The following is a 14075-nucleotide window of genomic DNA, read 5'->3' on the forward strand; positions in this document are numbered from 1 at the left end:
GTGGCGGCGAAGCTGCCACCGAACCCCACCAGGCGGGATGATCTGGACTTTCCGGGCCCCTAACCGTAGAAGTCGGTGAAGCCTTCGGCGTCGAGGCGCTCGAGCATGCGCCGCACTTTCTCGGCCGACTCGGGGAACGGCGCCTCGGCCAGCGCCTCGGGCTCGACGGCGGCGGCCTTGCCCCAGGCAGCCTGCGGCTGGCCCAGCAGCAGCTCGAGCAGCGCGCTGAGCGCGCGGCGCAGGCGCGGCGTATCGTCGCCGCGCAGCTTCGGCAAGATCTTCTGCTTGATCTGCTGGTCGAGCGCGGTGGCCGGCGGCAAGATGCCGCGCGCCTGGTCGACATAGCGCAGCATCTCGGCGATCGTGCGGTAGCCGAAGGGCTGGCCGGCGCGCGCGACGATCGGGTGGATCTGGGCGATCGCCGCCCAGGCCGCTTCGTCCACGGGCTCGCGGTACGAGCGCCGGAACGCCGCCAGGTCGACATCGGTCAGCTCGATCACGTTCGCGCGGTCGATCAGCTTGTCCGAGAGCGTGTGGCTGCTCTCGTCGACATTCACCGTGCCGGTGAGGCGCACGTTCAGCGGCAGCCGGAACGGGTTGGGCAGCAGCTCGCCGGCCACCGTCTCGACGCTCGCGCCCGGCGCGCCCAGGTCGAGCAGGTGGTCTTCGGTTTCGATCGCCGAGAGGATCGGCGCCAGGTAGTACTCGGGGCGCGCCAGGTTCATCTCGTCGAGGCACACAAAGTAGGGCGCGGCCGGGTCGGCTGCGGCGCGCATCAGGAAGCGCAGAAACGGCGTGGGGTGAAACTTGGCGGTGAGCGCGTTGTAGTAGCCCAGCAGGTCGCGCGCGTTGTGCCAGTCGGGCTGCACCGCCACTAGCAGGTAGTGATCGTTCTCGCCGCCGGGCTGCGGTGCGCCCGCCAGCACCGCGTCGGCGTACAGGCGCGTCAGGCGCGTCTTGCCGGTGCCCGAGATGCCCGGCAAGATCACCAGCGGCTTGGTCTGCAGCGCGACGTGGTAGGCGCGAATGGTCGCGTCGGCGATCGCGAAGCCGCGCTTGTGGATGTGCTCAACAATCGCCTCGATCGGCGGCAAGGCCGGCCCGGTGTAGCTGCTGCGCCGCTCGCGCAGCACGCCCGCGTCGTACAGGTCGAGCTCTTCGGCCTGCTCCATGATCGCCTCGTTCAGCGGGAACAGCGCCATTACGTCGTCGATGATCTGGCGCGCGAACTCGGGCTGGGCCACGCGCGGGTCGTCCCAGCTGTAGGCAAAGCCGGCCAGCAGGTAGGCTGCGCCGCGCGTGGCCAGGTAGCGATCCAGCCAGGTCTGGGCCGGCGCGGCGGCAGCGGGCGCCGCCGCGCCGTGCTCGCGTGGCGGAGCCGGTTTTCGCGCCTCCGCGTCGCCTTGCCTGCGCGCCTCCCTGCGCTCGGCGAAGCGCGTCTCGCGCACCTGCTCGACCAGCGGCAGCCAGATCGCGCGGCCCGACTCCCACACGCGCCGCAGGTCGTCCTTGCGCGGGCGAAACGACAGGTTCAGCGCCACAATGATCCGCCGCTCGTCGCCGCTGACCGTCACGGCGATGCCGCAGCCGCGCGGCGGCCGGTCGAGCGCGAAGTGGTATGCGTCGAGCGGCAGGGGCGGCAGCTGGCCGCGGTTGACATAGCGCAGGCTGCGGAAGCTTACCTCGTACAGCGGCCAGGCGCGCGGGAAGCGCACCGCGCCCTCGGCGTGCAGCGCCTCGGACAGCGCCAGCAGCTGCGGGTGCAGCCGCTCCTGCACGGCGGCCCAGCGCTCGTTCACGCCAGGCACCTCGAGCGCCGCCAGCACGCCGGCGCTGAAACCGGTAAATTGAGGTTGCTCGCTTTTGGCCATGCGTTTCTCAATCCAGCGGCAGCCGCACGGTGAAGGTCGCGCCGGCGCCCTCCTGGCTCTCGGCCACAATCGTGCCGCCGTGCAGCTCGACGATCCGGCGCGCGCTCCACAGGCCGATGCCCGTGCCGCCGATCCGGCCGGACACATTGCTGGCGCGGTGGAAGCGCTCGAAAATATACGGCAGGTCGGAGGCCGGAACGCCCAGCCCGTGGTCGCGCACGCTCAGCTGCGCCCAGCCGGCGTCGCGGCTCAGGCGCACCAGCACGTCGCCGCCGCCAGGGCTATACTTTACCGCATTCGAGAGCAAGTTGCCAAGCAGCCGCTCGATCCGCGGCGCGTCGATCAGCGCCACCAGCTCGGCCTGCTCGGCGTCGACGCGGATCGGGTGGGCGGGGGCAGGCGCGCGCGCGTCGACAATCTGGCGCACCAGCGCCACCAGGTTGGTTGGCCGGCGGTTCAGCTCGAGGCTTTGGCCGCTCTGGATGCGCGCCATGTCCAGCAGCTCGCCGATCAGCGTGGTCATTCTGGTGGTCTCGGCGTCGATGCGCGCCAGCCCTTCGGCCAGGTCGGCCGGCGGGCCGCTGCCCTTGCGCCGGGCGGCGCGGCCGAGCATCTGGGCCTGCAGCTTGATCGTCGCGAGCGGGTTCTGCAGGTCGTGCGAGACGATCGAGAGCAGCTCGTCGCGCGCGCGCACCGCCGCCTGGGTTTCGCGGTACAGCAGCGCGTTCTCGAGCGCAATCGCGGCGCGCGCGGCCAGCTCTTCGGCCAGCGCCTGGTCGGCCGGCCCGTGGCACCAGCTCGAGTCGGCCACCATCAGCGACAGCGCGCCCAGCGGCTGCTCGCGCACGCGCAGCGGCACTATCAGCAGCGAGCGCACGCCCAGCGCGCGCAGCAGCGCGAGCTGCTGTGGGTTGTTGGTGTTGCGCGCGAGCTGCTCGTCGTCGAAATCGGGCTCGAGCACGGCCTGGCCGGTGTGCAGCACGCGCGTCACCGGCGTGTCGCGGCCAAGCTGTGGCGCGAACTCGAGCAGCTGGTCGGTCAGCGGCCGCTTTGCGGCGATCGCGTGCGTCGCGGCCACGCGCCGCACTTCGCCCTCGTCGCTGATCAGGTCGACCACGCACCAGTCGCCCAGGGTCGGCGTCGCCAGCTGCGCCAGCGTCTCGAGCGTAATGGCGTAGTCGAGCGAGGAGGCCAGCTGGCGGCTTGCCTCGGCCAGAAACGCCAGCCGCACCTGCGCCGCCTCGGCCTGCGCGCGGGCCAGGCGCTCGGCAGCGTACAGCCGCGCCCGGTCGAGCGCCTGCGCGCATTGCTGTGCCAGCGCCAGCATGTAGGCGCGGTCGTCGTGGCTGAAGCCGCGCGCGTGCGCGAAGCTCAGGCCCATCGCGCCGAGCACGCGCCCGTCGACTTCAAGCGGGATGGCGGCCCAGGCCTGCGCGCTCGTGCTGGTTGGCGTCGCGGGCAGGTAGCGCGCGTTCCAGTGCGCGGGCGACTCGATCGCCACCAGCTCGCCGGTGCGCGCTGCGTCGGCCAGCGGCAGCTGCGCGTCGATCGCGAAGCGGCCCCAGCGCTGCAGCAGCTCGGGCGCGTAGCCAATCGCGCCCACGATCTCCAGCTCGCTCTGGCTGGCGGTCAGCAGCGCGATCGACCCGGCGTAGCCGCCCAGCGCGGCCACGCCCTGGTGCAGCACGACATCGGCCACCTGCTCGGCGGTGAGCGTCTCGGCCAGCGCGGCGGTGACGGCCTGCAGGCGCATAGTACGGTCGGCGGCTTGCTCGCTCAGGGCGCGGTGGCGCTCGGCGGTGGTGGCGATTGCTGCGCCGATCGCTGCGGCCACCTGGCTGGCCAGCAGCTCGAAGAAGGCGCGCTCGTCGTCGGGTGGCTGCGCTGTGCGCGTGCCGGCCACGAGCACGCCGGCCAGCCGCCGGTGCCCCGGCGCGGCCAGCGGCAGCACGGCGGCGCCGGGCGAGGCTAGGTACTCGGGCTGGCCGCTGGCGATCACCCGCTCGATCGCGTCGTGCCAGCCGTTGGCGCCCGCGCAGCCGGCGCGCGCGGCCAGCCGTGCCTGCGGCGGATCGCCCTCGAGCAGGTAGACCTCGGCGAACGCCACGTCGGCCGCGCCGGCCTGCAGCACCGCTGCGGCATTGGCGCACGCGCCCTCGGCGCTGTCGGCCGCGCCGATCTGCATGGCCAGCGCGTGCAGGATGCGCAGCCGGCGCGCGCCTACCACGCGCGCGGTTGTGTCGGCGGCGGTGCCGAGCACCCCGGCCACCGCGCCGCGCTCGTCGCGGATGGGCGTGTACGCGAACGAGGCAAAGCGCGGCGCGGGCGCCCCGCCGGGCAGCGGCTGGTCGTCGAGCCGCGCGGCGGTGCCGCTCTGCAGCACACCCGCCAGCGTCGCCGCCAGCGGCGTGGCGCTCAGGCTCTGCCCGATTGCCAGGCTCGCGTCCAGCAGCGGCCGGTAGGCGTCGTTGCACAGCAGCACCAGCGCGGCGCCCCAGAAGATCGCGATCGGCTCCTGCGCCGCCAGGCAGATGCTCAGCGCACTGCGCAGGCTCGGCGGCCAGCTCTCGGGCGCGCCCAATGGCGTAGCAGCCCAATCGAGCGCGCGCATCTGCGCGCCCGCCGCCCCGCCGCCTGCAAACAGTCGCTCGGCTTCGTGCATGGTCGGTTCCATCCTCGCTGCTAGCCCGGTTCCGCCGCGTGCCCGCCCGGCTGCGCGCCATTCTGGCCATCGGCCTGGCTATGCTCGGCCATGAGCGGCAGGCAGACGGTAAACGTGCTGCCCTGGCCCTCGGCGCTCTCCACGCCGATCGTGCCGCCGTGCAGCTGCACGATCTCGCGCACCACAAACAGCCCTACGCCCATGCCGCTGATATGCTGCTGTTCGACGTTCGGCGCGCGGTAGAAACGGCGGAACAGGTTCGGCATCGCCGATGCCGGGATGCCGATGCCCTGGTCGCGCACGCTCAGGCAGGCGTGGTCGCCGCGCTGCGCGAGCTCGATCGCCACGCTGCCGCCGTCGGGGCTGTATTTAATTGCGTTCTGGATCAAGTTCTGGATCACCTGCTCGAGCCGTAGCTCGTCGCCAAATACGATCAGCGGGGCCGGGCTGGGCGCGAATGTGATCGTGTGGATCGGCTGCTGGCTTTGCTGAAATTCCTGGATCAGCCGCTGCGTGAGCGTATTCAGCTCCACCGCGCCGCGCTCGATGCTGAGCTGGCCGGTCTCGATGCGCGACAGATCGAGCAGCGCCACGATCAGGCGGTTCAGCCGCCCGGCCTGCTCGCCGATGATCCGCACGGCCCGCTCGTCGCGCTCCGAGAGGCTGCCGTCGCGGCGGGCGCGGCGCAGCAGCAGGTCGGTGTAGCCGATCAGCGAGGTGATCGGCGTTTTCAGCTCGTGCGAGGCGATCGACAGAAACTGGTCGCGCGCGCGTATCGCCTCGCGCGCCTCGCGGTACAGCCGGGCGTTGTCGATCGCGATCGCCGCGCGCGCCGCCAGCTGCTCGGCCATGTCCAGGTCGTTGGCGTCGTAGTGGCGATCGGCGTCGGCCAGCACCATTGTGATCGTGCCAAGCATGCGGTCGCGCGCCGTCAGCGGCACGCACATATACGCGCTGAACCCCAGGCTGCGCAGCAGCGCCAGGTGCTCGCCATCGCGCGCCGCGGCAACCAGCACGTCGTCGGGAACGCTGGCGAACAGCTCGGGCTTGCCGGTGCGCAGTACGTTTGCCACCATGTGCCGCGCGTCGCGGTCGAGCGGGTAGCGGTCGGGGCGCTGGCGCGCCAGCTCGGCCTTGGCCGGGTCGCGGTGGGCAATCGCCAGCCGCCGCACCGTGTCGTCGGCGTCGAGCAGGTGCACGGCGCACCAGTCGGCGACCTGCGGCACCACCAGCTGCGCCAGCCGGTCAAGCGTCAGCTCGTACTCGAGCGAGCTCGCCAGCAGTGCGCCAGCGTCGAGCAGAAAGCGCTGCTGGCCGGCCGCGCGCGCGCGCTCGGCCTCGGCATGCTTGCGCGCGCTGATGTCGAGCGTCACGCCGCGCATGCCCGCCGGGCGGCCGGCGTCGTCGCGGATCGTGACCGAGTGCGTCTCGACCCACAGCACCCGGCCGTCGCGCGCGACCCAGCGGAACTGGTTGATGCCCGGCTCGCCGCGCTGAAATGTTTCGGTGGCGCGGCGCGCGGCCCCCTCGCGGTCGGCCGGATGCACGATCGTAAGCCAGAAGTTCGCCGTCGAAAGCCACGCCTCGCGGCTGTAGCCGAGCATGCGCTCGACATAATCGCTCACGAAGTCGATGCGCTGGTTGGCTGCGTCGGGCTGCCCCCACGACTCCCACACCACGCCGGGCACATTGGCGATCACGTTGTCGAGCCGGCGGCGCTCGTTTTCCACCTGGCGCGTCAGCGCGGTGGTGGCCTCGGCGGCGCGCTTCTGCTCGCTGATATCGCGGAATACCAGCACCACGCCGATCACCTGGCCGGCCCGGTCTTTCACCGGCGCGGCGCTGTCGTCGATCGGTATCTCGCTGCCGTCGGGGCGCACCAGCAGGGTGTGGTTGGCCAGCCCCACCACCACGCCCTCGCGCACAACGCGGTCGAATGGGTTGAAGGCCGGCGCGCGCGTTTCCTCGTTGATGATCGTGAACACCTGGCCGAGCGGCTGGCCCGTGGCGTGCTCGGCCGGCCGGCCGGTGAGCTGCTGCGCCACCTGGTTGATGAACGTGACGGTGCCATCCGGGTCGGCCACGATCACGGCGTCGCCAATGCTGGCAAGCGTGACGCTCAAGCGCTCGCGCTGCTCGTCGAGCGCGGCGCTGTGCGCGTTGGCTTCGGCGAGCGCGCGGTGGTAGCTGCCGTCCAGCTCAAGCAGCTGGCGGCGCGTCAGCAGCGCCAGCGCCAGCGCCAGCAGCAGCGCCAGGCCGATGCAGGTGCCCACCACGATCTGCGCCGAGCGCTGGGCCAGCGCCGAGCGCTGGTCGCGTAGCTGCTTTTCGGTGCCAATAAAGCTGGCGAGGTCGCTGCGCAGGCCGTCCATCAGCGATTTGCCGCTGCGCGAGCGCACTGCGGCCATGTAGTCGCCGCCGCTGTTGCGCAGCGCGATGATGTTGGCCGCGAATGCGCGCCAGCCGTCGATGCGCGGCCGCATCTGCGCCAGCCGCTCGCTCTGCGCCGGGTTGTCGGCCACCAGCTGCGCCAGGTCGCCGAGCTGGCCGTCGAGCGCGGGCGCGGCCTGGTCGTAGGGCGCGCGGAAATCGGCCTCGCCGGTGAGCAGAAAGCCGCGCACGCCCGTCTCCATATCGATCAGCAGGCGCTGCGTCGTCTGGGCCTGCGCGATCACCTGGTCGGTATGGTCGACCCAGCGCGTGTCGATCAGCAGCGCGTTGAGCTGCCAGATCAGCACCGCCGTCAGCAGCGCCAGCGCCAGCACTGGTAGCGCGAACGCGCGCGTGAGCGCGCGCCGGAACTGAATTTGGCCAACCTGCGGCTGTGTCATAGGTCGTTCCGCTTATGTGGCATGCTGGTCGCCTGCGGCCAAGTGGCCGCCCAGCAATAGCCTTCGGCCGCCCCCGAATAATGCCGGCTGGCGGGCAGAAGAGGTATGATCTGTCGGTAGGTTTTGATGGCTCGCGCGCCGCTGATTATGCGCGGCGCAGCCAGGCGGGCGCAGAGTGGGCCGGCGCTCAGGCGGCCGGCGGCTTGAGGTAGCGCCGCTCGGCGACGCTCTCATCGGTTTCGGGTGCGGGCGGTTGCGCTTCGCGCTCGTCGGTCAGGTACACCTCGGCCAGCGCGTCGAGCACGTCGCGCAGCTCGCTGCACAGATCCTCGAAGATCTCGGTGAGCAGGTCGGCGTCGAACAGCGCGTCGCCGATCGGCCAGCTCTGGTGGATGGTCATGGCTTTGACGCGCGGCCCCTGCGCCGGCAGGAACGACATCGCCAGGTCGACGCGGATCGGGTTTTCGCTGGTAGGCGCGGCGCTGGCGTACAGCTCGTGTACGGCGTGGGCGATCTGCGGCAGCGCCGCTAGGTCGCTCAGCGGCTCGGTGACCAGCGGCAGCGTGTAGGTCACCTCGATCTCGAGCCCGACCCCGGCCGACGAGGCCAGGATGCGCTCGTCGACAATGCCGTCGAACGAGTCGGGCAGGCCGCCGCGCAGCGAAAATACCGTAAACTCAGGCGACCAGCGGAACGAGATCGCCGCGCGCAAGGGCGGCTCATCCGGCGCGCGGTCGTCTTCAATGCCGCGCGGCAGGCAGGTGATGCTCAGGCTGCGGCCCAGCGCGTGTGTGTCGAGCAGCTCTTGGGTGTAGGCAATATTCAGCTCGGTCTGTTCGATCGCCGTGAGCAGCACCGCCACAAAATTCTCGTAGGTGAGCATGCCGTCGTGTCCCTCGCGCTAACAGTGAGTACGGCAGTGCATTATAACACTCCTCGCGGCTGGCTGGGGTTTGGATGCTCGTTGGGGGTCGCAGGCCCGCCAAAACCCCCGCGCGCAGGCGCCTGGAGCGGATAGGAGTTACGCAGTTGGCGTGCTCATACTAACTCCGTTTGATTACTTTCTTTTTCTTGTGCGGCGCCCGGCATGCCGGGCGCCGCACAAGAAAGTTCGGGCGGCGAAGCCGCCCCGAACCCCTTTTGGATGTGTGCATTTTCTGCGCGGAGCGCGGAAAATGCACATACGATGAATCAAAAAGTACCGTGCTGCCGCAGGCAACAGGCACGGATTCGCGAAGCTGAACAGCGCAACTGCGTAAGTTCTTGCGTAAATGCTGCCAAACAACGAACATATGTTCGTAATCTTGCCCGGAGCAGGCCAAAATATGGTATAATAAGCCAGTTAAAGGAGAAGCGCTTTGACGATTACGAAGCCTCAAAATGCATCGCTGATCGACTCGCTCAGCGAAGGCTATGCCGCGATCAATCGCCGTCCCTGGATCGTGCTCATCCCGATTCTGCTGAACCTGTTTTTCTGGTTCGGCCCGCAGCTCTCGCTCGGCCCGCTGATCAGCAGCAGCGTAAACGCGCTGAAGCAGCTGCAGCCGGCGCTCTCCGAGCAGGAAGATGTCCAGCTGATGTACGACCAGCTGCTCGCGACTGGCGGCGTCGACTTGCGGCAGCAGCTGGCGCTGCTGAACTATGTGCCGGTGCTGCACCAGTATGTCGTCGGCTCGGCTGAGGCGACGGGCGGGATGCCGGCGGTGCCCGAGGTGCTGCGGCCGATCGATACGCAGCGCACCGACACCTTCGAGGTTGGCAGCATTGGCGGGGCGCTGCTGGCGTTTGTGCTGCTGAACGCCGCTGGGCTCGCGCTGAGCGCGCTGTTCTTCGGCCAGGTCGGCGCCGCGCTTCGGCGCGACTGGTCGCCGCTGATGGCGCTGCGCCGCGCGCCCAAGATCGGCCTGGGGATGCTGGCGGCGCTGGCGATTGTCGCCGGCGTGGGCCTGGCGCTCGGCCTGCCGCTGCTGTTCTTCGTGACGCTGCTGCTCTACCTGAACCAGACGCTCGGGCTGCTGGCGCTGTTTGTGTTCTACTGGCTGGCCGTGTGGGTCAGCATCTACATCGGCTTCATGCGCGAGGCGATCGTCATCAGCGGGCTTGGCCCGCTGCGCGCGATCTACACCAGCTTCAACGTGGTGCGGCGCAACCTGTGGGCCACGCTCGGCTTTCTGCTGATCACGCTTGTGATCAGCCTGGGCAGCGGCGTGATCTGGCACGCGCTGGTGAACTCCACCGCCGGCGTGCTGATCGCGATTGTCGGCAGCGCATATATCGGCAGTGGCCTGATCGCCGCGCGCATGGCGTTCTACCGCGAGCGGCTGCGGCGCTGGCAGGCCGCGCCCGCCAAGCCGACGGGCATTCGCGCCGAGAATTCCTAGCTGCCTGAAAGGCTGGCCTGGCGGGAGAAGCCGTTCCACCCTTTTCAAACGGGCTGTATTTCTTTGGTTTTACGAGTGTGCCGGTAGCTCGCGGCCGCCGCTGTGGCGCCGCCAGCTGCCAGCTGAGCGAAGAGTGAAACGACATGACCACTGACACCACCAAGGCGAACCTTAACAACGACTACACCGCCAGCCGCATTCAGGTGCTGGAGGGGCTCGAGGCGGTGCGCAAACGGCCGGGCATGTACATCGGCCCGACCGATATCAATGGCCTGCACCACATGATCCGCGAAGTCGTCGACAATTCGGTCGACGAGGCGCTGGCCGGCTACGCCGACCGCATCGATATCGTGCTCCACCCCGACAGCTCGGTGACTGTCGCGGACAATGGGCGCGGCATCCCGGTCGACCTCCACCCGGTCAAGAAGGTGTCGGGCCTTGAGCTGGCCGCGACAGTGCTGCACGCCGGCGGCAAGTTCGACTCGAACTCGTACAAGGTTTCGTCGGGCCTGCACGGCGTGGGCCTCAGCGTGGTGAACGCGCTTTCGACGTGGATGCGGATCGACGTGCGCACCGGCGGCAAGCTGCACATGCAAGAGTACCGGGCCGGCAAGCCGCTCGGCCCGGTGAAGCCGATCGGCGCGGCCGAGGGCAGCGGCACCAGCGTCAACTTTCTGCCCGACGTCACGATCTTCAAAGATGGCCTCGACTACAACTTCCGCGCGCTGGTGCAGCGCTTCCGCGAGATGGCCTACCTCACCAAGGGCCTGCGCTTCCATATCGCCGACGAGCGCGATGGCAACGAGGTCAACTTCTACTTCGAGGGCGGCATCCGCTCGTACGTGCGCCACCTCAACAAAGAAAAGAACGTGCTGCACAAAACGCCGTTCTATGTCGAGCGCGAAGTTAATGGCGTGGCCGTCGAGGTGGCGCTGCAGTACACCGAGGCCTACGATACCGACTCGATCTACACATTTGCCAATAACATCAACAACACCGACGGCGGCGCGCACCTCACGGGCTTCCGCAACGCGCTCACCCGCGTGGTCAATAACTATGCCCGCAGCAAAAACCTGCTAAAGGAGAACGAGGCCAACCTCACCGGCGACGACGTGCGCGAGGGCCTGACGGCGGTGATCAGCGTCAAGCTGCAGGATCCGCAGTTCAGCTCGCAGACCAAAGAGAAGCTCGTGAGCCCCGAGGCTACCAGCGCGGTGTCGTCGGTGTTCGGCGACGCGTTCAACACCTGGCTCGAAGAAAACCCCGGCGATGCCAAGCGGATCATCGAGAAGACGATCTCGGCCGCGCGCACGCGCCTGGCCGTGCAGAAGGTGCGCGAGACCGCGCGCAAGAGCGCCATGGAGGGCTTCTCGCTGCCCGGCAAGCTCGCCGACTGCTCGGATACCAACCCGGCGCGCTGCGAGATCTACATCGTCGAGGGCGACTCGGCCGGCGGATGCTTTGCGGGCGACACCAAGGTTGCGCTGGCCGATGGCCGCGCGCTGAGCTTCGAGCAGCTGGTGGCCGAGCAGGCTGCCGGCATTGAGCACTTTGGCTATACCATTCGCCACGATGGCACGATCGGCATTGAGCGGATCATCAATGCGCGTATCACCAAGCAGAACGCCGAGGTCGTGCGCGTAACACTTGATAATGGCGAGGCACTGGTCTGCACGCCGGATCACCGCTTTATGCTGCGTGATGGCAGCTACAAGCCGGCCGCCGAGCTGACAAGCGCCGATTCGCTCATGCCGCTGTATCGCAAGCAGTCGGATAAGCGCGCGCCGGGCATTACGATCGATGGCTACGAGATGGCCTGGGATCCGCGCTCGGAGGCGTGGCTATTTACGCATCAGCTTGCCGACTGGTACAACCGCTGGCATGGCGTCTACGCCGAGTCGGACGGCGATCACTGCCACCATATTGACTTCAACAAGCACAACAATAACCCGACGAACCTGCGCCGCATGCCGGCCGATGCGCACCTTGCGCTGCACCGCGAGCACGCCAGCCGTACGCTACACCGCCCCGATAGCATCGAGAAGTGCCGCGCGGCCAAGCAGAGCGATACGTTCCGTAGCGCAATGAGCGAGCGCATGCGCCAGCCCGCTACGCGCCAGCTCTTATCGGAGCAGGCCACCGCGCAGTGGAACAGCGCTGAGTATAAAGCTTTTATGGGCGAGCGTTGGCGCGCATTCTACGCTAGTAGCGCTGAGTATCGCCAGCAGAATGCCGCTCAGCTCGGCCAGGCCCAACGTGCCTACTGGGCGGAAGAGGCCAATCGGCAGGTTCAGGCCGAGCGCGTACGCGCGCACTTCGCCAACAATCCGCAGGCTCGCGAGGCCCTGGCGCAGCAGGCCGAGGCTCAGTGGCAGAACGCCGAGCTGCGTGAGTGGCGGCGCGAGCAGACCCGCGAGCAGTGGACGCCGGAGTTCCGCGCGCAGCGCCGGGCCGCGCTGGCGCAGACCTACTACCGCAAGACGCTGGCCGCGCTCAAGAGCTGTGAACAGCAGGGTCGGATCGATCTCGACGCGTACCAGGCGCATCGGCGGGAAACCAACGATAAGTCGCTGCTGCGCTTCGATACGTTCTGCGAGCGCTACTTTGGCGGCGATGCCTCGCTCGCACGCGATGCGGTGGCGAACTACAACCATAAGATCGTCTCGGTCGAGTGCCTGAATGAGCGGATCGATGTCTACGATATCGAGGTGCCGCACACGCACAATTTCGCGCTGGCCTCGGGCGTATTTGTGCACAACAGCGCCAAACAGGGCCGCGACCGGCGCTTCCAGGCGATCCTGCCGCTGCGCGGCAAGATCCTCAACGTCGAGAAGAGCCGCCTCGATAAGATGCTCTCGAATAACGAGGTGAAAACGCTGATCACCGCGATCGGCGCCAGCGTCGGCGAGCAGTTCGACCCGGCCAAGCTGCGCTACCACCGCATTGTGATCATGACCGACGCCGATGTCGACGGCAGCCACATCCGCACGCTGCTGCTGACGTTCTTCTTCCGCTACATGCGCCCGATCATCACCAACGGCCACCTGTATATCGCCCAGCCGCCGCTGTTTAGCATCAAGCACGGCAAGGAGATGAAGTACGTCTACTCCGACAACGAGCGCGACGCGTACCTCAATTCGCTGCCGAAGGAGACGCGCGAAAAGGTGCATATCCAGCGCTACAAGGGCCTGGGCGAGATGAACGCCGAGCAGCTGTGGGAGACAACCATGAACCCGCTGAATCGCACCATGGGCCAGGTGACGCTCGAAGACGCCCAGCAGGCCGATGAGACGTTCACCATGCTGATGGGCGATATGGTGCCGCCGCGCAAGCGCTTCATCCAGACCCACGCGCTCGAGGTGCGCAACCTCGATATCTAGGCACGCTGTGTGGCTCGGGGGCGGCGCGGCCGCCCCCGAGTTTCTGTTTCCGGCATCCAAACCGCCACGAGGAGGGCGCCAATGCTGACGGCAGAGCACAAATACTTCTACCAGGAACACGGCTATGTCGTGGTTGCCGGGCTGTTCGCGCCGGCCGAGGCGGCGCGCTATCGCGAGCACTACATGGCGCTGCGGCGCCACGGCGCCTACCCCGGCGACCTGGTTGGCGCCGACCCGGCCAGCAACGATCCGCTCAGGCGCTTCCCGCGCATGATCCACATGCACCGCTGGGACGACGTGTCGTTGCGCTGGGTGCTCGACGCGCGCCTCAACGCCTGCATGAGCGGGCTGCTCGGCCGCGAGCCGTTCGCGGTTCAGACAATGCTGTACTTCAAGCCGCCGGGGGCGCGCGGCCAGGCGCTGCACCAGGATAACTTCTACCTGAAGGCGCAGCCCGGCACCTGCATGGCCGCCTGGATGGCGCTCGACGACTGCGACGAGGCCAACGGCTGTATGCAGATCGTGCCCGGCAGCCACACCTGGCCTTTGCTGTGCACCACCAAGGCCGATACCAGCGTGAGTTTCACCGATGTCACGGTGCCGCTGCCGCCGGGCGTGCAGGCCCAGCCGGTGCGCATGGCCGCCGGCGACGTGCTGTTCTTTAACGGCGCGCTGGTGCACGGCAGCTACCCCAACGCCACCGCCGATCGCTTCCGCCGCGCGCTGATTGGCCACTACATCGAGGGCGCCGCCGAGCAGGTCGCGCAGTTCTACCACCCGGCGCTGCGCATGGACGGCCGGCCGCTCGAGCTGGCGGTGAGCCAGGGCGGCGGCGCGTGCGGCGTGTGGGTCGAGCGCGATGGCCAGCCGGCGATCGAACTCGCCGGCGAGGAGCTGGTTGTGCGTAAGCACGAGTAGCGCCGTAACTGTTCACAGTTATCCTAAGCTTA

General features: G+C 68.4%; 7 protein-coding genes. 3 read left to right on the forward strand and 4 right to left on the reverse strand.

Annotation, left to right across the window (positions count from 1 at the left end):
* Positions 1-59: 59 nt before the first annotated feature.
* The 4 genes from U0177_RS06795 to U0177_RS06810 form a co-directional block, all read right to left on the reverse strand.
* Positions 60-1871, reverse strand: coding sequence for an McrB family protein (locus U0177_RS06795; RefSeq protein WP_409569848.1), 1812 nt, complete (start codon positions 1869-1871; stop codon positions 60-62).
* Positions 1872-1878: 7 nt separating this feature from the next.
* Positions 1879-4533 carry a GAF domain-containing protein gene (locus U0177_RS06800; RefSeq protein WP_409569849.1) on the reverse strand — a complete coding sequence of 885 codons (2655 nt, stop codon included), beginning with the start codon at positions 4531-4533 and terminating at the stop codon, positions 1879-1881.
* A gap of 20 nt (positions 4534-4553) precedes the next feature.
* On the reverse strand, positions 4554-7364 hold the full coding sequence (locus tag U0177_RS06805; protein ID WP_409569850.1) for a CHASE3 domain-containing protein: 2811 nt from the start codon (positions 7362-7364) through the stop codon (positions 4554-4556).
* Positions 7365-7551: 187 nt separating this feature from the next.
* A complete protein-coding gene (locus U0177_RS06810) occupies positions 7552-8247 on the reverse strand; it encodes a hypothetical protein (RefSeq protein ID WP_409569851.1) in 696 nt (231 codons plus the stop codon).
* Between the two features lie 475 nt (positions 8248-8722).
* Here U0177_RS06810 and U0177_RS06815 point away from each other — a divergent pair, with 475 nt between their 5' ends.
* From U0177_RS06815 to U0177_RS06825, 3 genes are all read left to right on the forward strand, one after another.
* Positions 8723-9745 (forward strand): hypothetical protein, encoded by a 1023-nt coding sequence (locus U0177_RS06815; RefSeq protein ID WP_409569852.1) that lies wholly within the window; start codon positions 8723-8725, stop codon positions 9743-9745.
* A 143-nt stretch (positions 9746-9888) separates the two neighbouring features.
* Complete coding sequence (gene gyrB, locus U0177_RS06820) at positions 9889-13125, forward strand: DNA topoisomerase (ATP-hydrolyzing) subunit B (protein WP_409569853.1); 3237 nt, start codon at positions 9889-9891, stop codon at positions 13123-13125.
* An 81-nt stretch (positions 13126-13206) separates the two neighbouring features.
* The gene (locus tag U0177_RS06825; RefSeq protein ID WP_409569854.1) at positions 13207-14043 is read left to right on the forward strand and encodes a phytanoyl-CoA dioxygenase family protein; all 837 of its coding nucleotides are present in this window, start codon (positions 13207-13209) and stop codon (positions 14041-14043) included.
* Positions 14044-14075: the final 32 nt, after the last annotated feature.

The sequence above is a fragment of the Kouleothrix sp. genome (assembly GCF_046328425.1).
GTDB lineage: Bacteria > Chloroflexota > Chloroflexia > Chloroflexales > Roseiflexaceae > Kouleothrix.